General features: G+C 69.1%; 15 protein-coding genes and 1 pseudogene. 3 read left to right on the forward strand and 13 right to left on the reverse strand.

The features are described from left to right. Positions 1-6: 6 nt before the first annotated feature. Complete coding sequence (locus FMQ63_RS18415; protein WP_011550732.1) at positions 7-384, forward strand: DUSAM domain-containing protein; 378 nt, start codon at positions 7-9, stop codon at positions 382-384. A gap of 40 nt (positions 385-424) precedes the next feature. Here the strand turns inward: FMQ63_RS18415 and FMQ63_RS18420 are convergent. Both FMQ63_RS18420 and FMQ63_RS18425 read right to left on the reverse strand, forming a co-directional pair. Beyond that, positions 425-871, reverse strand: a pseudogene (locus FMQ63_RS18420) (DUSAM domain-containing protein). Positions 872-1,228: 357 nt separating this feature from the next. Next, complete coding sequence (locus FMQ63_RS18425; protein ID WP_011550730.1) at positions 1,229-2,911, reverse strand: DUF262 domain-containing protein; 1,683 nt, start codon at positions 2,909-2,911, stop codon at positions 1,229-1,231. Between the two features lie 890 nt (positions 2,912-3,801). On the opposite strand from FMQ63_RS18425, the gene FMQ63_RS18430 reads away from it, so the two are divergent. After that, positions 3,802-4,308 (forward strand): SMI1/KNR4 family protein, encoded by a 507-nt coding sequence (locus tag FMQ63_RS18430; protein ID WP_011550729.1) that lies wholly within the window; start codon positions 3,802-3,804, stop codon positions 4,306-4,308. Here FMQ63_RS18430 and FMQ63_RS18435 read toward each other — a convergent pair. The 5 genes from FMQ63_RS18435 to FMQ63_RS38430 all read right to left on the reverse strand — a co-directional run bounded on the left by FMQ63_RS18435 (position 4,305) and on the right by FMQ63_RS38430 (position 8,521). Next, the gene (locus tag FMQ63_RS18435) at positions 4,305-5,819 is read right to left on the reverse strand and encodes a glycine betaine ABC transporter substrate-binding protein (RefSeq protein WP_020478286.1); all 1,515 of its coding nucleotides are present in this window, start codon (positions 5,817-5,819) and stop codon (positions 4,305-4,307) included. The two genes, FMQ63_RS18430 and FMQ63_RS18435, sit on opposite strands and share 4 nt — an antisense overlap. Then, positions 5,816-6,574 carry an ATP-binding cassette domain-containing protein gene (locus tag FMQ63_RS18440; RefSeq protein WP_011550727.1) on the reverse strand — a complete coding sequence of 253 codons (759 nt, stop codon included), beginning with the start codon at positions 6,572-6,574 and terminating at the stop codon, positions 5,816-5,818. Before FMQ63_RS18440 ends, FMQ63_RS18435 begins: the two co-directional genes overlap by 4 nt. Positions 6,575-6,595: 21 nt before the next feature. Continuing rightward, a complete protein-coding gene (locus FMQ63_RS18445; protein WP_011550726.1) occupies positions 6,596-7,549 on the reverse strand; it encodes a hypothetical protein in 954 nt (317 codons plus the stop codon). 67 nt (positions 7,550-7,616) lie between these two features. Then, on the reverse strand, positions 7,617-8,288 hold the full coding sequence (locus FMQ63_RS18450) for a DUF4142 domain-containing protein (protein WP_225909721.1): 672 nt from the start codon (positions 8,286-8,288) through the stop codon (positions 7,617-7,619). A 107-nt stretch (positions 8,289-8,395) separates the two neighbouring features. Beyond that, the gene (locus FMQ63_RS38430) at positions 8,396-8,521 is read right to left on the reverse strand and encodes a hypothetical protein (protein WP_255509256.1); all 126 of its coding nucleotides are present in this window, start codon (positions 8,519-8,521) and stop codon (positions 8,396-8,398) included. Between FMQ63_RS38430 and FMQ63_RS18455 the strand changes: the two genes are divergently transcribed. Then, positions 8,520-9,812, forward strand: a complete 1,293-nt coding sequence (locus FMQ63_RS18455; RefSeq protein ID WP_011550724.1) for a glycosyltransferase — start codon at positions 8,520-8,522, stop codon at positions 9,810-9,812. The two genes, FMQ63_RS38430 and FMQ63_RS18455, sit on opposite strands and share 2 nt — an antisense overlap. 56 nt (positions 9,813-9,868) lie before the next feature. On the opposite strand, the gene FMQ63_RS18460 is transcribed toward FMQ63_RS18455, so the two are convergent. The 6 genes from FMQ63_RS18460 to FMQ63_RS18485 form a co-directional block, all read right to left on the reverse strand. Continuing rightward, on the reverse strand, positions 9,869-10,600 hold the full coding sequence (locus FMQ63_RS18460; protein ID WP_225909720.1) for a hypothetical protein: 732 nt from the start codon (positions 10,598-10,600) through the stop codon (positions 9,869-9,871). 53 nt (positions 10,601-10,653) lie between these two features. Then, positions 10,654-12,426: a hypothetical protein gene (locus FMQ63_RS18465; protein ID WP_011550721.1), complete on the reverse strand. Its 1,773-nt coding sequence runs from the start codon at positions 12,424-12,426 to the stop codon at positions 10,654-10,656. A gap of 40 nt (positions 12,427-12,466) precedes the next feature. Beyond that, a complete protein-coding gene (locus FMQ63_RS18470) occupies positions 12,467-14,389 on the reverse strand; it encodes a HEAT repeat domain-containing protein (protein ID WP_011550720.1) in 1,923 nt (640 codons plus the stop codon). A 113-nt stretch (positions 14,390-14,502) separates the two neighbouring features. Beyond that, positions 14,503-16,683 (reverse strand): hypothetical protein, encoded by a 2,181-nt coding sequence (locus FMQ63_RS18475; protein WP_225909719.1) that lies wholly within the window; start codon positions 16,681-16,683, stop codon positions 14,503-14,505. A 213-nt stretch (positions 16,684-16,896) separates the two neighbouring features. Further along, a complete protein-coding gene (locus tag FMQ63_RS18480; RefSeq protein ID WP_011550718.1) occupies positions 16,897-18,216 on the reverse strand; it encodes a trypsin-like serine protease in 1,320 nt (439 codons plus the stop codon). A gap of 139 nt (positions 18,217-18,355) precedes the next feature. Next, positions 18,356-20,566, reverse strand: coding sequence for a hypothetical protein (locus FMQ63_RS18485; RefSeq protein WP_011550717.1), 2,211 nt, complete (start codon positions 20,564-20,566; stop codon positions 18,356-18,358). Positions 20,567-20,569: the final 3 nt, after the last annotated feature.

Raw genomic sequence — 20,569 nt, forward strand, 5'->3', positions numbered from 1 at the left:
CAGGGCATGGCGGATGAACTTGAGTGGGAGCCCGTACGAGCCCTCGCGCGGCGCGTGCGGGAGGGTGAACGCCTGACGCTCACGGCGGAGGTGAGGGAAATGCTGGAACGCACCGCGCCGGAGGTAGGCATCGGCAAAGCCGACGCGGCAGCAGCCCTTGCCACGGCTGAAAAGGCCGAGGCCCTTCTGCTGGAATGCGCGCGCCGCATCAAGGAAGGCTCCGACCGCATTGTCGACGCGCTTTACCGCGCCAAGCGCCACCGAAAGGCCGGGGACTTCGACAGCGCCCGCCAGGAAATGCGGGAGGTGCTCGCCATTGAAGTGGTGCCGCTCTATCGCGAAATCGCAGAGGGTCAGCTCGAAGACATGGCAGAGGAGCCGTAACAACGCCAAGAGCGCGACGACTGGCGTGCGGCAGTTCGCGTTACGGCTCGTCGAGAGCGTCCAACTGGACCTGCAGCTCGCGGTAGAACGGAACGACCTCAACATCAAGGAGGTCCAGGAGAGGCTCGCGTGCCCCATCAAGGTCGCCCGCCTCCTGGAGCCTATTCGGCTCGACGAGGGCACGCGACAGGCGCCGTGCGTCTACGCGTCTACGCTTCGCGAGCAACTCGAGCAACTCGGCGGCACTCGCAACGCCTTGGCTCGCCTAGGCGGCCTCCTCCGGCGAGATGCCCACCTCGAATGAGGCGTAGCGCAGGAGTCCGCGCGTTCCATCACAAAGCACCAACAGCGCCCCACGTTCTGTGACGCAGCTATTCAGTTCCCCGATTTGCTCCCCAAAGAGATGCGCAACGGCGGAAGAGGAGAAGGGAAGGTTGGACAGGGCAAGTGTCCTGAACAGCCCTGCCGTCGGCAGCGCGTCCCGCATATTGGGGGCTATCCCGAAGCATTCAGCTTCGAGTGGCCCGCTGTGACGATCCTCAGGAGCTGCGGAGGGCCCAGCGACCTACGCCGCGCCGAAACCGGCCTTCTCCACCGTCTTCCGTGGCTACGCGTGCGGCATGTCGATGGCGATCGTGACGTGCCTCGCATCGTCGGGGCTGAGCTCGATTCGTCAAAGGAGAGCGCCGACCAGCGCGCCCCCCTCCGTGCGCAAGGGGGGAAGGTCCCGTACATTCCTACGCCACAGCTTGCCAACGAGCACAGGCCCTGATGGCTCTCGCGGTTCCAGGCGCTGACGTCCCAGCCGAGGAAGAGGCCGTTCAATGCGTGCGCTCTGAAGCTGCTACTTGAGCGACCACACCTTCTTGAGGGTGTCGATGGCCTCGGTCTGGCGGCGCGCCACGACGTCAGGCGTCCAAGCGGACTCCTTCAGCACCTGCGAGGTGAGTGCGAACGTGCTCACCCCCTTCTTAGAGGTGAAGTACCGCTTCTTCTTCTCGCCGAAGTCCCAGTTGCTCGCCTCGGAGTTCTTACGGCGAGGCAGCAGGAGCAAGTTTCCGATGCGATGCGTCCACGCCCGATCTTCGGGCCTAGGGAAATTCGTCAACCACTCACTCTTGTCACGCGGGTTCTGCGGAAGCACATGCTCGACGGTGATCGTGTCGACGTCGTACTTCGCGCCCTTGTCGCCCAGGGCTCGGTCAAGCCGGAGAAGGACGTACACGCGCACCTTCTGCTCGAGGTAGACCTCGCCATCGAGCGCGTCCACGAGTTGCTTCTCTTCGTCGGTGGAGAGAAGGAGCGGGCCCCCCGCGTCAATGGCTGTCCCATTCTCGATGGCCTCAAGAACGTTCGCGTACCTGTGGATGCGCTCGTTCACGTTGGAGCGCTTGATGAGCAGGAACGCGGCGAGACGCTCAAGCGCCTCGAGGTGGCGTAGCACCTTCGTGGCGTCAGCGCTCAACTGCATGACGCGGATCGCAGGAGGAACCCAGTCCTCGTTGTCGAGGCGATTGAGCCACTCAAGCAGCTCCTCGATCTTCGCCTGCGTCGCGTCATCGGATTGGCCATCCCAACTGCACCGACGGATCTGGTCGTACGCCCAAGCGCCAGCGACGATGACGTCGTCCACGAGCTTCCTGGGCTCGGGCGCCTTGTCTACGACGTACTTTCGGAACTCGGCGAGGACGGTCCCCTCGAGCTTCGCCCGACGATGAATCATTCGGAGGTGCCCGAAGAGATCCTTGAACGCGTCGCGCCCAATCTCTTCTTCGACCTCTTCCCACTTCGTGGCGTAGGCCTTCTGCAAGGCCTCGCCGTCAATCTTCCCAACGATGTCGGCCTTGAGGATGTCGGCGTGCGAGAGGTCGAGGCCGCGATCGTTCAGCACCGAGAAGATGCGATACGCCGAGTCGGCGTCGGGCGTCGACACCACGACCAGATAGCAGCGCCGCACGAGATAGCTCGCCAAGCGCTGTCGGCGCTCAACGGGCAGCGCGTCCAGTTCGCGCAAGAACAACAGCGCGTTCTCCCGAATACGTTGCTGCGCATCGGGGATTTCGCGCGTCAGCGCCTTCAGCTTCGCTGGCCCATCGACGGCCTGGACGAACTCCCTGAAGAACTCGGCGTCGCGGTCGCGCAGCCGGAGACGGTACTGGTCCGGCGTACCTTCCACGAGGCTTCCCGGTTGGTACAGATACTTGGTCAGGTCGCTGCCGAACGCAGCCCCCGTCGACGCACGCAGTGCCGCGAGGAGGATCGTCAGCGTGGTGAGGCGCTGCTGGCCGTCGATCACCTCCGCCTCGGGCCACGCGTCGTCCTTTACGAGAACAATGCTCCCGAGAAAGTACGGGGGGAGCTCGTCAACTTTGGTCGAGCCGCCGCCCATGAACGCCAACAGGTCGGAGAGGAGTTCCTGAGCATTCTCGAGCTTCCAGGCGTACGGCCGCTGGTAGTGCGGCACTCGCAAGACAAAGTCGTCGCAGAACACCTTTTGAATCGGTCGCTGCTCACCCTTGATGTCCATGTGTGCCATTCCCGCAACGGTATCACGCCCCGTGCGGTCAACCCCTACGATTCCGGCTGTCCTGACTCGAAACGAAGTCACCCTTCCTCTTGTGCTGGTGGCCTTCCCTGAATAGCCATTGCGTCCGGACCTCACGCCAGCACGCAAAGGGGTAGCGCGGTTTGATAGGGAAGCCCTCTCACGCCGCCCTGCGGTGCTCACTTTCAATCATGATGCGCAGTGGCATACTGCGACGAGGAGTTGAAAAGGCGTTTCCCCGCGTTGGGCTCCGCTAATCTGCGTCGAATGAGGAGCCTCCACCTCCCATTGAGAGCTGCATGCATGTCACTGCTGGTTGCCACTATCGGGTGCGGCTCAGCCACAGGAGGCGCCGCTGGCGTGAAGCCTTCGGCGAGATGGGTGGGGCCCGCCGTCCCGAGTCCAGCAGGCGGAACCGTCCGAACGACCATCTACTACGGGCCCTGGTCGTGCAGCGTCTCGCTTCGGGCACGATGTGAGCGCCGGTGCGTCGCGGAAGGGCATGCCCCCTTGCTGGGATGTATCTGGCTCGCGGACATCAAAGGCGACTGGCATGGTCGCTTCATGGCGCTGCCAGCTGCGGCCGGCGGGAGGCTGGCGATTACCCACTGCTGCTGCGATTACCCGACGGTCAGCGACCTCCAGCAGCGCCGCCGCACATGGAATAACGCGCGTGACGGCTACCGCGAAACGTGGAGCAACGAGTTTGGTGCATGGCCGCAGTCCGAAGGACGGAACTGGCCAGGCCATCACATTTTCGACCTGTTCCACGGGGGGCACCCGACGTCGCCAGACAACGTACTGCCAGTGCCTCCGCTCGTGCATGACACCTTCAACGGAGCTTACCCGGCTTGCTATAGCCGCGGTGGCCGGTGGAGCACTGTGGGGCCCGACAGGCCCTACGTGGATTGACCATGGCCATCGAATCCCTGCTGACGGAAATCTCGCGTGCGCATTTCCCACATCCCCCTGTGACGGCAGCGAGGATAGCGGCCTTCGAGGCGCAGATGGGCTGGCGCCTGGACGACGACCTGCGCGCCTTCTACCTGCACTGTGATGGAGCGGAGTTGTTCAGAAGGCTTCCTGACGCGAACTACAGCATCCTCTCGTTGGAGGGGATCGCAGCAGCGACTCCCAGATTGCGCCAGCGTGCACAGGGAGCGAGTGAGACCGCGTCTTTGTATCCACTCGTGGACTGCCAGGACTCCGACTTCGTCCTCGTGAACGTGGCGAACACTGGCGGCCCGTACCCGCTATTCGATGCCTATCACGAGACGTACCCCCGTGAAGTTCGGAAGATCGCTGACTCATTCAGCGACTTTCTTGAGCGTGCTCTCGCGAGCGGAGACGAATTCTTCTGGCTCGACGAGCAAGACTAACGCGTCGAACGCACCGCAGTGCCCAACCGAAGCCCTCGAGGCACCACCACACGCTCCACGGCGTCGAACAGGCCACTGGCGAGCAGTGCCAGCGCGGCTGCGGGAATCGCTCCCTCCAAGATGAGCCGCACGTCATCCAACCGGATGCCCGTGAGAATCGGCTGACCGTAGCCCCCTGCCCCCACCAGCGCGCCCAGCGTGGCAGTGCCCACGTTGATGACCGCGGCCGTCTGGATGCCCGCGAGGATGGACGGCGCCGCCATGGGCAATTCGATGCGCCACAGCCGCGCCAGCGCGGGCAGGCCCAGCGCCTCCGCGGACTCGCGAACCTCGGGAGGGATTCCCGCGAGCCCGGCCGCTGTGTTCCGGACAATGGGCAACAGGCTGTAGAGGAACAGCGCGGCAATCGCCGGACGTGAGCCGATTCCCAGCAGCGGAATCATCACCACCAGCAGCGCCAGCGACGGCACCGTCTGGATGACCCCCGTCAGCCCCAGCACACCGCGCCCCAGCCGAGGCCGTCGCGCGGCCAGCACGCCCAAGGGCACCGCGAGCGCCATCGCCGCCAGCAGCGACACCCCCACCAGGAACAGGTGCTCACGCGTCCGCTTCCACACGCGAGAAGCCAGCCCGTCCCCGCGCACTTCCGAAGTGACCCCCAGCGCCGTGGCGAGGAAACCCGACGCCACGCGGCCCTCCGACACGCGCTCCAGCCGGGCCAGCGCGTTGAGCTTCACCATGTCCGCCTCGGACACGTGGCCTTCCAGACGCAGCATCGCGGCCAGGGCCTCGGGCGCCCGCGCCTCCAGGTCGTCGCGATACAGCAGCACCGCGTCATACGCGGGGAAGTGGCGCAGGTCGTCCTCCAGCACACGCAACCCATAGGCCTCAATCTCCGCATCAGTGGAGTACAGGTCCGTGAGCTGGAGCGACCCGCTCTCCATGCCCCGGTACGCCAAATCATGGTCCAGCCCGCGCACGTCCCGCTGCGGCAGCCGGTAGCTGTCTCGCAAGGCGGGCCAGCCATCCGCGCGGTCCATGAACTCATTGCTGAAACCGAAGCGCAGCGAAGGATGGGCACGCAAATCAGAGATGCGGCGAATGCCCAGCCGCTCGGCCTCCGCTTCCTTCATGCCCAGTGCATACGTGTTGTTGAAGCCCAGCGGCTCGCTCATCCGAAGCCCAGACTCAGCCAGGGCCGCACGCAGCGCCGCGTCGTCCGGCAGGTGGCGCCCGGACAGCAACTCCTGTCGCAACGTGCCCGTGTACTCGGGGTACACGTCGAGTTCGCCCCGGCGCAGCGCCTCCCAGAGCACGGCGGTACCGCCCAACTCCCGCCGATGCGTGACCCGCGCACCGGTGCTCCGCGCGAGCTGCGTCACCGCTTCACCCAAGATGACGGACTCGGTGAACTTCTTGGAGCCCACGCGCACCTGGGGCACGCCATCCCCAGACGAGGACGCCCCGCCACACGCCCCCACGAGCAGCAACACCAGGAGCCACCCCCTCACGCCGCGCCTCCCAGCCCACCGCCAGGCAGAGGCCGCTGCGCCTGGATGAACCGGGTGACGAAGTCATCCGCGGGCCGTGCCTCCAAATCCGCGAGCCGCCCCTGCTGCACCACGCGTCCCTCTCGCATGAGCAGGATGCTGTCCCCCAGGAAGCCCGCCTCCGCCAGGTCATGCGTCACCAGCACCACCGTCTTGCGCAGCCTGGCGAAGATGCCGCGCAGGTCACCTTGCAGCTCGTGACGGACCAGCGGATCCAACGCGCCCAGGGGCTCGTCCAGCAGCAACACGTCCGGGTCCAACATCAACGCGCGCATCAGCGCCACCCGCTGACGCTGACCACCGGAGAGCTGCGAGGGATAACGCGCCAGCGCGTCCGTGGGAAAGCGCGTCAACTCCACCAATGCCTCCAGCCGCTCGCGCGTCTTCGCCGCGGGCCAGCGCAGGTGGCTCGCCATGAGGGTGACGTTCTCCTCGCCCGTGAGATGCGGAAAGAGGCCGCCACCCTGGAGCGCGTACCCCACGCGATGGCGCACCGCGAGCAACGCATCGCCTCCCGTGGGCAGCGGCTTGCCATCGAAGAGGACGCGCCCGGTGTCACACGGCAGCAACCCATTGAGCAGGCGCAGCAGTGTTGACTTGCCACAGCCGCTCGGCCCCAGCAGCACCGTGGTGCGTCCTGTCGGCAGGCTCAAGCTGAGCGGATGCAAGGCCTGCGTGGCCCCGTAGCATTTGGAGACGTCCTGAAGCTCGTACACGAGATGTCGTCCTTCGCAGCATCAAGGCAGGGTGAACGCGCCGTTGCAGACGGCGGGATACGGAGGCTCGGAGGCCCGGTGGCTGCACGCGGCGAAGAGCGCTCGGCCCTCCCACGTCACGGCCGCGGCCCACACGAGCAGCGGCCCCTCGGAAGAAGGCACCGTGAAGCGCGCGCATCGCGTGTCCAGGTTCTCCAGTCGGCAGGGCACTTCCTCGACGGGCCCCGCTCCCGGCAGCGCGTCCACCAACTCCGCCACGCTCTGCGAGCGCCAGCGCTCCGTTACCTGGGATTGGGCCGGTTCGTAGAGGCTCCACAACAGCGATGCCCCCTCGCAGCGAATGCGTCCCGCGCGCGCCGTGGACGCAGCGAGCAGACATCCATCCGGTACTGCCAGGGCCCGCCATGGCAGGCGCGGCGGAACGAGCAGCGCCTCGCGTCCCAGCGTCTCGCCCTCGGGGCTGCCATTCGAGGCGAGGGACTCGAGCAACTCCAAGCAGCGCGCCAGCAGGGGCCGCACGGGAGCCTGGACCACGCACCCGAGCTGCCGCACCCGCCCCAGTGTCCCGGTGATAGCGGATGCATACCCGGCGGCGCGACAGTCCTCCGCCTCGCACGCCTCGACCCGGACCGAGGGCCACGGACTTCCCGCCAGCGGCAGCGCTTCCTCCACCACCGTGGCACCGGGCCCCAACCGTTCGGTGATTCGGGCCTGGGCATCCTTCAGTGCCTGCTCGGGCGTCAGGTCCTCCCGCTCGGTCAACCACACCGTCACGCCATCGCAGCGGTACAGCCGCGAGTCGGCCCGGTCCGGCACCGGCGTGCACCCCTCGAACAAGGCGCGGGCTTCGGGAAGGAAGGGGCCCACGGGCGTCGCGCCCTCGGGGGCCACGGGCGACACACGAGGCGCGGGCGCGGCGCACGAGCACAGGGCCCCGGCCAGGTACACCCATAGCAGCCTCGCGGCGGTCCTCATGCCGCCGGAGTTAGGCGCCCCCTCTTCGTCACGTCAACCCGGCAGGCCGGGCGAATGGATGGCGCGTTCACTCGAATGACTCTTTCAGCCCCTGAGCCCGCTGCAGATGACGGTCCGCGAGGTTGCCCGTCCTGTCGAGCATGAGGGTGAACGCCCCATCGTTCTTGTACGTCGCCTGCGCCTGCTTCACGAGCCGCAGGGCTTCCTCCTGGTCCTCGATGACGCGCTTCAGGAAGGCCTCGTCGAAGTCAGGGCCCTGCGCCTTGCGGAGCACGTCCAGGTGCTGCTGGGCATGCGCCACGGCCTGCTCCAGGCGGGCGTCCGCGCGCTGCATGGGCAGACTCGGCCCCGGGATGAGGCCCCCGTCCTTGCTCCCCGAGCCGCCAATCCCCGCGGTGGTCCGGGGCTGCGTGAGGTCCGCCACCACGATGTCCATGGACGGCGAGCTTCCCCACGCCTTCAAGTCCTGCAAGTGCCGGCGGTGGTCCTCTACCAGCCGCAACGCGAACTGCCGCACCTGCGGGTTGGCCGACTTCTCCAACGCCAGGTTGCCCGCCGCGATGGTCTTCGCGTCGAAGAGGGCGAGCTGTCCCAGGAGCAGGTCCCGCGCTGACAAGACGTCCCGTGTCTGCCCCGCCTGGGGCGCCTCCGCCCGGGCGGTGAGCCCCACCAGGGGGCCCGTGCCCCACAGGGCCGCAAGGACCGCCACGCCGCCTGCTCTGCCAAGCCTTCCAGTCATGTCCACCTCCCGACGAAGCGATGTCCGAAGGTGGGTGCCGCGTGGCGCCCACGGCAAACACGGCCTGCCCGGCGGGGCCTCCCCATGGGGCCCCGTGAACACGAGACTCAGCCCTGGCGCTTGGCCGCTGCCACGACGTTGGCGCCAGCAGGCCCGGGCAGCGGCACCACGCCGAACGTCACGGCGGAGTGCCTGCCAGGCGGGCGGACACGCGCTGCTACACTGGGCGCCATGGCGAGGATTCTCATGGCGGCCCACCCCACGGCGGGTCACACCAACGCGCTGCGCGCCATTGGAGGGCGCTTGCGTGAACTCGGCCACGACCTGGCCATCGCAACGGTCGTAGCGCCGGCACGCTTTCCCGGCCTGATGCCAGAGCCGCTGCGCTTCGCCTCCCAGCTGCCGGAAGCCCTGCGCCAGGACGGACTCAGGCTGGTGCCGCTGCGCCCTGCTCCGGCCGCGCTCTGGTACGGCGCGCGCATCACCCGGGCCCGGGGACTCGACGAGCTGGGGTGGGCGCTCCGGCTGTTCACCACCGGCATGGAGGGGCATGCACGGCGCATCGCCGAGGAAATCGAAGCCTCTGGGACTGACGTCGTGCTGGCGGACTACCTCATGCCCGCGGCCCTGCTCGCGGCCCGGAGGACCCGGCGCCCCTATGTGGCGCTGTATCATTCCGCCCTCCCCTTCCCCGTGGAGGGCGCGGCGCCTTTTGGGAGTGGGCTCGAGGACGACGCCCCCCGCGATGCCACATGGACCCAGGCCGAACAGCGGGGGCTCGCGCTGCTGCGCTGGTTCGATGCGCGTGTCGCCCGTGCCGCGAAGCGCCTGCGCGTCCCCTTGAAGACGAACGGACTGCTCGCGGCGCCCATCTCCGACGACCTCAACCTGATGGCGACGACCCCGGCGCTGGAGCCCGGCCTCGAGCCGCTGCCCGGCCCGGTGGAGATGACCGGCCCGTGCCTGCCCCGGCCCGTGCCCTCGAGCATGGATGACCCCGCGCTCACCGCCATCCGGCCCGGCCGCACGCACGTCTACGTGTCACTGGGCACGGTGTTCAACGACCAGCCGCACGTCTTCCACGCCATCCTGGACGGGCTGGCGCGGCACGACGTGGACGTGGTGGTCAGCGCGGGTGCCAGCTTCGAACGGCTCCAGGCCCGCGCGGGCCCGCGCACGCAGGTGTTCCGCCGCGTTCCCCAGGTGCCCCTGCTTCAGAAGGTGGACCTGGTGGTGACGCACGGTGGGAACAACACCGTGCAGGAATCGCTCGCGGCCGGGCGGCCCATGGTCGTCGTGCCCTTCGGCGGCGACCAGCTCGCGAACGCGCGGCGCGTGGAGCGGCTGGGCGTGGGCCGCGCCGTGCCGCCCTCCGCGCTGAGCGCCGACGCCATCGCCCACGCGTTCACCCAGGTGTCCCAGCCAGAAGTGGCCACCAAGGCCCGCGCCCTGGCCGCGACGCTGGAGGGTGTGGACGGCACCGAACGCGCGGCCCAGGCCGTGCTGCGGCTCCTCACGACATGACACGGGGCGGAGCGTCCCCCTCCGCGCGCTCCGCCCCGCATCCGTCCCCGCTCGCCTCAGGGCGTGCAGGCGCCGTGCGTCACGCTGGTGCACGGGTCGCTGGCGCCACACCGCGTCCAGCGCGCGCAGCGAAGCGCGTTGTAGTCCTCGAACGCCTGAACGCTCGTGGTGCGCCGGCCCTGGCTCTGCGACTCCAGGCACAGCTCGTAGTCAGTGATGGGCGTGTTGGAGATTTCATAGACAGTCTCATCCGCCGCCAGCATCCCGCTGGCGCTGGCACACTGCAGCGCGTTCGCGGGCGAGCTCGCGCGGACCTCCACCACGCGCCGGGCGCACAGGTTCGTGTCCTGGATGCCCACCGTATACACCGTGCCATTCGGGTCGCAGGTGTGCGCCGCCACGGACTGGCAGCTCCCGCTGACACACACGGCGTTCGCGCGGCAGAACTGGCTGTTCCCCGACGAGACACAGCACGCCTCGCCCACTTCGCCGCAGTTGCGGCAGCGCTCGCCCGCGGACTCCATGACACACGTCAACGTGCCACTGCAGGACGTGGTGCCCGCGTTGACGCAGCAAGCGCCGCCTTCGTTGCCACACGGCTCACACGTGCCGCTGCGGCAGACCAGCCCGGCGTTGCAGCTAGCGGAGTCCGTCCTGCAGGCACAGCCGTTGGTTCCATACTGGCTGGGGGAACACGACGATGAGCTGCTCTGGCAACCGCCGCAGCCCGCCAGGAGGGCCATGAACACCATCATCAGCCCCCGAAGAAGGGGAAGGTTCGATTTCACGAGGAAGGTCCTTGTTTGAGGAAGAGTGGAAGTCGTGCTGGCCGGAATGCGGCTCACGGGCTCAGCACCAGGTGGACGCGCTGCCCCTGTCCATCCAGGGCCTGCACCAGCACGCTGAAGTCGTCGGCGAGCGCGAGCGCCCTCAGGACGCGGTAGCCGGCCTTCTTCAACTCCTCCGGCAGCACCTCATCCAACCGCGTGGCCGTCTTCCCGTCGGGTGAGGCGAGGAAGGGCACCTGCGTCTTGCCGTCCTCGGCGGTGGCGGTCCCCAGCACCCAGCCTCCATCGTTGATGGCCACGGCCTTCGCGGACACGGCGCCCTTGGGCATCGGCAGCCACCGGGCCTCCTCCTGCCGCGACCAGACGAAAGGACGGGGGCGCTTGTCCGAATCAAGCGCGGTGCCCACGAACACCCCCACGTCGTTCAGCGCGGTGACCTCGGACTCGTTGTCCAGCAGCACCTGCACGTCCTTGCCGTAGACGCGCGCGGCGCGGAGCCCCTTCTCCGTCTCCAGCGTCACCGCCACCTCCCCCAGCGCGTTGAAGAGGACGCGGCTCGGGAGCAGCTCGGACAGGCCAGGGTGCCTCGCGGGCCCCACCTCGTCTACGAGGTAGATGCCCTTGCCGTCGTTCGGGTCACGCACCAGCAGCGTACCGTGTGCGTTGGCCGTCACGGCCTCCCAGCCTTCAAGCCACTGCTCCGCGCCCGCCTTCACGTCCTCCGAACGGAGCAGGAACGCGTTGGGGCCCTTGGCGGTATATGCCGTGCCGAAGATGTCCCCCGTCGAGTTGACGCCCGTCACGCGCACCTGCTCCGCGCCGAGCACCTCGTTCAGCCAGTACGCCTCGCCCTTGCCCGTCAGCAGGACGTCCGACTCCGCCTCCTTGTACCGGGCAATCACCGCCCCACCGTTGAGCAGGTGCGCGGGGGCGTAGAGCGAATCGATGAGGTACCAGCGCACGAAGGGGAAGACATGTACGAGGCACGGGCGCACGCCCACCTTCACGCTCTTCCGGACGCCGCCCGACGCGCCGTAGACGACGGTGGGCCCCGTCCAGTAGGGCGGCAGGCGCAGCGTGAAGCGCGCGGAGCGCTGGCCCTCCGGGACGCGCACGGGCAGCACGCCCACGCTCGCATCCACGCTCATCAGGTCCACCAGGATGCCGCCGGTGGGCGCGGGGCTGCTGAGCACCACGTCGCCGGACAGTTCGCTGGGCCCCGAGGACGGGCAACGGCTGCTGGGGGTGACCACCGCCATCGACGACAGCCGGGGGCGCGGGACGCCGCCATACGCGACGAACTGCTTCACCTGGACGTCCTCCGTGAAGTCGATGTCGAAGATGAAGGTCTTGTAGCCGCTCACCTTCGCGCTGGAGCCAGGCGCAAGGGTCAGCTCCACGTTGTGGGGGCAGGCGGCGCTGTTACAGAAGGGGTCATCCGAGCCACGCACCTGCCGGGCGTAGGCCTTGAGCGTCCCCCGCACACGCGTCACGTAGGTGGAGTCCCCCAGGTTGTAGCGGCTGGGCAAGGTGTCATCGAAGGTCCAGGTGATGACGTTCCCGGAGCGCGAGCCATACATGTGCAGCACCAGGTCCGAGTTGAGACCGAACTGCCGCGCCGGCACGTTGAGGTTCAGCGTGTTCGCCGCCTTCGGCAGCAGCCAGTAGCCCGTGGCGTAGTCATTGCCTTTCACGCGGATGCGCGCGGCATTGAGCCGGATGTTCGTGCCGCGCCACACGTCGTCCACGACGTCCGCGTGGGCGGCCTGCGCCAGGAAGAAGCCAAGCAGGGCCAGGGGCAACAGCCCGTTGAGACTGCGTTTCATGAGGACCTCGACTGCGGTGGGTGGGTTGAAGCGAAGGGGCTCAGCCGCCGCGGCTGGCCGAGGCCTGGGCCATCAGCGCCATGACGCGGGCCCGGGTGGCGGGCTGCTGGCCGGGACGGACCGAGAGGGCCTGGAGCATCCGGAGGACGGCGGCGCTGTCGTCCATGCGGGGGGTGAGGACGTTGAGCAGCGCGGCCTCGGCCCCCGGCGCCAGTTGCCCCGCCACGACCCAGCCGCTCAGGCGCTCCAGCTCGGGTGCGCCCAGGGTGCGCGCATTCAGCGCGTCCAGCAGCGCGCCTTGCACGGCACGCGCTGGCTCGGACATCAGCGCGTCCAGCAACATGCGCGTGGCGGCCTCCTGGGGCGCGGTGCGCAGGGCCCCCGCGGCGGCGGAGCGCACCTCGGGCGCCTCGTCACGCAAGTGGGGCGACGCCAGGTCCATGACGCGCTCCGTGCCGCTGTTGCCCAGCGCGCGCAGGGAGTGCTCCAGCGACTCGGCGTTGTCCGCGCGGGCCAGGGCGTCCTCCAGCGGGCGCAGGAACTCGGCCACCTCGGGGCTGCCCGCGGGCAGGCGGGAGACGACGGCGCCCAGGGCGTAGGCGGACGCGCGCTCGGCGCCGACGTCACCCGCGGTCCGGGCCTCCGTGTTCATCCGCGCCAGCAGCCGGCCCGTCTCGGGCTCCGGCTCGCGGAGGAGGCCCGCGCGCTGCACCATCAGCCCATGCGCGCCGGCATGCTCGCGGGCCTCCGTGGAGACAATCAGCTCGCGCAGCGTGGCCTGGGCCTCGGCGTGCCCCGCGCCGGCCAGCAGGTCCAGCATCAGCTCGCGCATCGCGGGAGACCTGCCCTTCTGGAGGAACAGTTGCCCCAGCTCACCGGCCCGGTGGGGCTCCAGTTTGAGCGCGGCGATGGCCCTCCGCGCGAAGGTGCCCAGCTCGGGGATGGCGCCGGGGTCGGTGGCGGACGCCAGCACCTGGAGCGCCGCGTCCACCGTCATGCCGTCGGCCTGGCTGGTCGTCAGCGCCAGCGCCTCGTCGCCCTCGAAAGCCACCTGCGACGGCGCGCGGACAATGGGCTTGTCCTCCGTGGCCGGCGGCAGCGGCTTCTGCTGACGCGTGGAGAACGCGAGGCGCAGGCGGACGCGCCGCGACATCAGCGAGCGGCCATCGGTGTGCGTGGCATCCAGGATTTCGTCGTGGGACACCCCGGCCAGGAAGCCCTCCGGGTCCCGGTCGAAGTGCGTGAGGGAGCTCAGCGTTTGCCGGAAGGCTGGCGCCGTGGCGGCGGCACGCAGGGACTGGTAGCGCGCACGGCGGCGCGTCAGGCGTGCGTCCTCGCCGTCGAACTGGAAGCGCGCCTCCACCTCGCCCGTCTGCGTGGACTCAACGGCGCTCCACTCGGCGGCGTCGCGCAGCTCCGTGGGGAACAACTCCGCCGCCAGCGTCTGCGCGACCTGGCGGAACAGGGGCGGCTCCGCGTCGGAGAACCGGACGGCCACCAGCGCGCCCCGGGCGTCCAGCTCCAGCCACGCCGAAGCCGTCTGGGGCAGGTGCGCCTGCACGGCCGCGGCGTCGGGGAAGAGCGCCTGGCCAGAGAGCGTCGCGTCGTGCCGATCCAGCCGCTTCACCGCCAGCCGCACGCGCGCGCCATTCGCGCGGACCTCCAGGGCCTGGAGCGTCAGCTCACCCTCCAGGCTCAGCGTGCCGTCCATCGTCTGGGGCGCATCCCCCTGCTGCGGAACGGGGAGCGCCACGCGCTGCAGGTCGTTCCAGACGAAGTGGTACGTGCGCTCCTCCCCCACGGTCCACCGGTAGAGCGGCAGCCGGGAGGCGCTCACGGGCGCGGCGGCCACCACGGCTTCCGGCGTGGCGTGATGGAAGTAGGACCAGACGGGCACCGCGCCCACGAACAGCAGGGTGGTGGTCAGCGCGGCCGTGCGGACGGCGAGCCTCGAGCGACGCATGAAGGACTCCAGACAGATGAGGGAGAAGCGCCGCCGCGGCGGCGGATGGGCACACCGCGGCGGCGAGGGGCCCCCGGCTCGCGTCAGGCACGAGCCAGGGGGGGTGAGACGGACTAGTAGACGCGGACCAGCGGCAGCGACTTGGACTCGTTGTAGATGTTCCAGGTGTTGCCGAAGCCGCTCCAGCTCACGATGGTGGTCTCGCCCTTCAGGAAGAGCAGCTCACCGAAGAGCTTGATGCTGCCGTCCAGGAAGCGCAGCTCGATGTCGAGCTTCGACGACGCCCTCAGGAACAGCGTGTTCGGATTCGTCGGGTGCGAGGGCGAGCTCAGGTAGAGGCCGATGTCGCCATAGAGCGGCACGTTGACGCGGGCGATGACCAGCTCGCCCCTCACGCCCACCTGGAGACCCGGAACCCCGATGCCCACGGACGCGAAGCCCTTGACCGAGGCGAACGGGGTGATGGTCCCGTACAGGTCCACGCCCAGCAGGTCTTCGGAGCAATTGCGGGTGACGGCGCCGCCAATGTTCATCTTCACGCCCGCCTCCGCGGACAGGCCGCCCTGCACGGTGACGGGGACGAACACGACGACGAAGGTCGTGGAGGCCTTCGCGGCGTCACTGTCGAAGACGGGCTTGCCCTCATAGAAGGTGAAGCGCAGCGGGTAGTGCTTGTCGTGGCTGTAGAGAGAGGTGCCCAGCACGCGCGCATCCAGCTTGAGGCGGATGCCATTGCCTTCCGTGCCAGCCTCGCCGCTCACGTGCGCCATCTCGTGCCGGGTGGGACCGAACACGTTCGCATAGGCGTTGAACTCGCCGTAGAGCCGCACGTCGCTGTCACACCAGGCGCCCAGGGCCTTGTTGCGCAGGCCCGAGCCCGGCTGGACGTACTCCCAGCCGGCCACGTAGTTGTAGCCACCACCGAAGGTGTCGCCACCCGCGTAGCCACTGTCGCTGGCCTCTCCCCCGTGCCGCACCGCGCCCGTGGACGGGTTCGTCGGCGTGTTCAGCCCGTGGATGTGGGCGCCGTAGAGGGCGAGGTACTGCGCCAGCAACGACGAGGAGAGCGTGTAGTCCTTCCGGTCCAGGCCCTTCACCTCGAGCTTGTCCGCGTTGCGCACGAAGCTCTCCGGACCGAAGTCGTTGCCGGTCAGGAAGAGGCACGCCTGCAGGTCGGCCTCGCGGCGCGGGGCCATGGCGGCCTCCAGCATCGTCTTGTAGCGGCGGGGGCTCCAGTCACACACCGTGGGGCCCTGGGTGTCGAGGCAGCCGTCCTTCTGCGCCTTGACCAGCGACTCCTCGATGGCCTGGTCCAACCCGTACAGCCGCTCCGCGGTCAGCTTGTCCAGCTCCACCGTCTCGTGGTCGCGCGAGCGGAGGACCTTCGAGGCCTGCGCCCACTCCGCGTAGACGGCGTCGCGCTGACGCAGCAGCGCGGTGAAGGACTCCTGCTCCACCTGGTAGTGGTTGAGCACGTCATCCGCGATGTAGCTGAACTGCTCGGCCTGCTTCTGGTGCCATTCGTCCGACGGAGCGACCCAGTTGCGCGCCTCCACGTTGTTGGCCAGCTTCGCCGCCTCGGACTTGAAGACGTAGCCGTCGATGCCCTTCGGGTAGCGGCCGGGCGTGAAGTGGAAGTACGCGTTCTTCGCCGCGCGCTGCCCGTCCCAGATGGGCGCCAGCTTCTCCTGGTCCCCGCTGTAGAGCACGCGGTGCGCGATGCCGTCCTTGCCGAAGGCGCCGTTGAAGAAGGCGCGGTAGTCGTCGCCGTACCGGCCCGCCTGCCGCTCGAAGCGGCTGAAGTCGAGGTACTTCTCGTCAACGAACTCCTGGCAGGACGTCACCTGGGTGCCGTCCTTCTCCCAGCTCCGAATCCGAGACAGGTAGACCTGCTCCTCCTTCGTCAGGTTCTCCAGGCTCTTGCGGTAGAGAATCTGCCCCTTGAGCACCTGCCCCATGATGCTCTGGTCCATGCCCTGGAAGCGCGTGTGCTTCGGGATGTGGGGCGCGTAGGCCACCGTGTCCACCCCGCCCCCCAGCTCCTCGGGCAGCAGCGCCACGCGCTTGGGAGCAGCCTCCCAACCGGCCTTCCACTCCGACTCCACGACCCCCTGGCAGTACGCGTCGTGGACGCTGCCGCAACTGCCGGCGCGGTAGTCGGCGTCCACGCACTGCTGCGACGTGGGCTTGGGACAGTCCTGCGCGAAGCTCGCGGGCGCGGCCAGCACCGTCGCGGACAAGCCCGCCCAACGCAACTGGCGGCGTAGCTGTTTCGTGTGTTTCCGCTGATTCATGTAACGCGTCGTCCTTGTTGAGGGACCGGCTCCGGGCTCGGCCCGGCGGTGGCCCAGAGCACGGCGCGTGCCGGAGGCGCTCCACCCGCGCTCCAGAGGGAGGCCACGGGGAACGCGAGGACACGCGGGCAACAAGGGGATGCGAGGTGTTGTCTGCGAGGCTACGGGCGCGGGTGGCGGCAGGGCCACCCGCGCCCTCACGTCAAAGCGGTGCTACTGGATGGAGTAGGCCACCGTGCCGCTGCAGCTGCCGCTGGAGTAGCAGCCGACGCGCATCTGGTACGTGCCCGCCGAGGGCGCGGTGAAGGACACGTAGGACAGCAGGCTGCAGGAGTCGTCGTTGGCCGCCACCTGGGTGTTCGTCGCCGTGTTGAACAGGCGCAGGTAGGTGTCGCCCGTGCCCGCGGCCTGCGGCAGCGAGCAGGTGCCGAAGGACAGCGTCTGGCCAGCCGCCAGCGTCACGCTGACGTTGGTGGTGTTCTGCTGCGCGCTGTTGGTGTTGGTCACGTTGAAGGTGAAGGTCTTGACCGGCGGCGGAGGAGGCGGCTCGGTGGTGCCGCACAGGCGCATGCTGCCCGCGACGGCGCAGTACGCGTCGATGGCGGGACGCACGTAGGTGATGGACTCGCCACCGCAGCCCGTGTCGGTGCACTGGTTCACGACGTTGCAGCCGCCCTGGCTGACGTAGTCCGTCACGCCCCGGACCAGGATGCCGGCCACGGTGACGTTGTTGTTCTCATACACGCCCGAGCCCGAGTTGCCACCGAAGGTGTCGGTGTTGGCGACGAAGTAGTCCAGCGTGCCGGCGCGGGCGTCTCGCACCCAGCCGCCGTCGTCAATCTTGAACGGGATGCCGCTGCCGGAACCAATCACGGACACGCCCGTGTTCAGCGGCAGGGCGGTGTTGCCCGGACGGACGGGCGCCGGCTCGAAGCGCGGCGTGGCGGGACGGTCCAGCCGGACGACGGCGAAGTCCAGGTTGCGGCCGCCCACCGTGCCCTGCTGGCGCGCGACGATGGACTGGCAGGAGAAGATGTCGGCCGTGGTCACCGTCTGCAGCGTCGTCGCCGACGTGCGGTAGAAGTTGAAGACGAAGCGCGTGTTGGCGCAGGCGGACGCGCTGGTGATGCAGTGCCCCGCGGTGAGCACCAGGTCATCATCGATGAGCGTACCCGAGCAGAAGGCCGGCGTCGGGTCATTCAGGAAGCGCTGCGTGGAGCAGAGGTTGTAGGCGCTCTGCAGCGTGCTGGCATTGAAGGTGACATTGTTGGGATTGGAGGCGTTGAAGTCCGACGGATTCATCAACGCCACGGTGGACTTCTCGGCCCGGGTCCGCAGCGCGGACGCCGGATAGGCATAGACGTCCGTGCGGTGGTCCGTGCCATAGACAACGGGATTCTCCTGCGAACCCATCTCGGGGGACTTCTCACCGGAGGGCTCTCCTTCGGGCGCCGGGCCGCAGGCCGCGACAGAGAGGGTACACAGCAGCGCGCCGAACAGCTTTCTGCGAGAGGCGGTACGGGTGATGCGCATGGGCGACCACTCCTAACGATGAGGGGCCCGCCGGGAAGGACGGGCAGAGCCACTCTACGCCCGGCCCTGACACAATTTCATGCAATTCAGATTTAAACAGATTAACCAGACAGACGCATCGAAATTTTCTTGTCTCTCTTCACTGTCCGTATGCGTCATCGAGTATCACGTCGCTGCCCGAACCCGCGGCCTTGGCGGCTTCGACATCCAAGCCCTCGCCATGGCCTCGGCCACGGCCCTCGAACATCAGTGATTCGCCATTGAATGACGCGGTGCGAGGGCACGACGGCAGCTTCAAACCGGAGCGCAGCAAGTCACACGGCACCGAGCGCGCGGTGTCGAACGTCGCGTCACCGTCCGTCTCCGCGCGCAGGTAGTGCACCCGCCCCGCCTTGAAGTGCAGCGACACCAGCCCGCGCCCCAACAGGCGCTCCACCTCCGCGCGGGGCCGCGCCTGCCGCCAGGGCTCCTCCCCGCCCTGGGAGAAGGTCAGCCACTTGCGCCACTTCAGCGGCGCCAGTCCCAGGGCCTTCGCATCCTCGGACCGCACGCGCACGGTGCCGCGGAAGGCCTGACAGTGCGTGGTGTCACAGACGGGCCGCCCCGGGTGACGGCTGTGGCCATGTTGCTCGTTGTGGGCCACCACCCGCGCCAGCGCCACGCGAGCCTCGCCCGTCAGCGTCACGTCCTCGGCGGACACCACGCCCGCCGCGTATTGCAGGCGCGTGGTGCGGAAGACGAAGTCGGAGCCGCGCCGCGCCTTCATGGCGCTGGGGGTGGTGGGAACGCCCGGCGGCGGCCGGTACGGCGGCGGCTCGGAGGTGATGAAGACGCCCGCATAGTCACGGCCCTCGCCCGGGCCTCCGGGAAAGCGCACGCGCCAGGGCGCGCCCAGACACACGGCCGCGCCACGCTGGGTGAGGGATGCCAGGGGTGTCCAGGCCTCCTCGCCCGCGCGCGGCACACCCTCCACCAGTGCGAAACCCGCGCCGGAGCACCGCGCCTCGACGTCCCCCGGTGGAAGCAGCCCCAGCACCTGCACGCGCGCCGCCTCCAGGCCCGCCTGCTTGCGCGCGCGCGCCAGCGCCTTGGGCACTTCCTCCGCGAACTGGCGGGGCATGGCGCCGGGCCGCACCACCACCGCCACCAAATCCGGGTCCACGGCGGCAATCCAACCGAACTGGGGCCGGCTCGCCGCATCGCGCACGGTGCCCGTCTTCGTCGCCACGCCCACCAGTGACTCCGACGCGGGCAGCTCCGCCAGCGTGCCGCGCGCGGCATTGTCCGCCAGCAGCGCCACCACATCCGGCCGAGCCTCCGCCAGCAGCCGGTACGCCTGCGCCACGCCCCAGGGCGATACGGCCAGCGTGGAGCGAAGCCCCGTCGCCTCCGCCATGTCCTCCGGCAGGCCCGTCAGTCCCACCGAGGCCAGCACCGGTCCCCACGCGCCGAAGGCCCGGGGCGCCGAACCCCGCGCCTCCCAGTCCAGGTAGTAGCCGTTGCACGAACGCAGCAGCGCGGTGCGCGCGTCCACCTTCGCCGGCACCCCCGCGCCGCAGACCCACTCCGGTACGCCCGGGCGCGGTGGCAGCGTCGGGTGCTCCGCGCCCGCCGCGTACAGGAAGGGCTTGAGCACCGAGCCGTACGGCAGCGCGCGCCGCACGTCGCCCTCCGACAGCAACACCTCTCCCGAATGGCGGCTCACCACCACCGTCGCGGGCCGGGCCTCGCGCACGCCCACGCCCGCCAGCTCGTCGATGGACAGCGGCGACGCCCACCGCGCGCCGTCCTGGCACTGCCGAAGCCTGCGCGACAGCGCCGGCGAAAAGCCCGGGGACTCGTTCAGCAGCCGCGCCAGCGCGCGGCGGGCCCTGGGCGTGTCCACCTCCGGCGCCCCGGCCAACACCGACGCCGCGCGGGACAACGACAGATAGGGCCCCTCCTTCCACGAGGGCAGCTCGCCACTCACCGCCACGGAGAAGGCTTCGTGGAAGAGGCGGTCCTCGCTGGACTGGGGACACGCCCACCACAGGAACTGGTGTGCCAGCTCGTGCCGAAGCGCCAGCCGCAGCCGCTCATCCAGCATGCCCGGCGTGTTCTGCCGAAGCTCCACCAGCCCCGGGCGCCCCTGGCCGTTGCGCTGGGGCGACAGCGCCGCGCCCTTCTGGAGGACGATGGAGGCCGGGGGCTTCGCCGGCGCGCCTCCGGCCTCCTGGACGTAACGCGCCTCCAGCGCCGTCCAGGCGGCCTCGGCCTCGCGGCGCAGCCCGGCCTCGGGCGTCACGTCGCCGCGAGTGACGAAGGTGGGGGTGGCCGCCAGCAGCACGGCCACCGCGACGGCCAACCCCATGGA

Origin of the sequence: Myxococcus sp. CA005 (assembly GCF_006518205.1) — a bacterium.
GTDB lineage: Bacteria > Myxococcota > Myxococcia > Myxococcales > Myxococcaceae > Myxococcus > Myxococcus xanthus.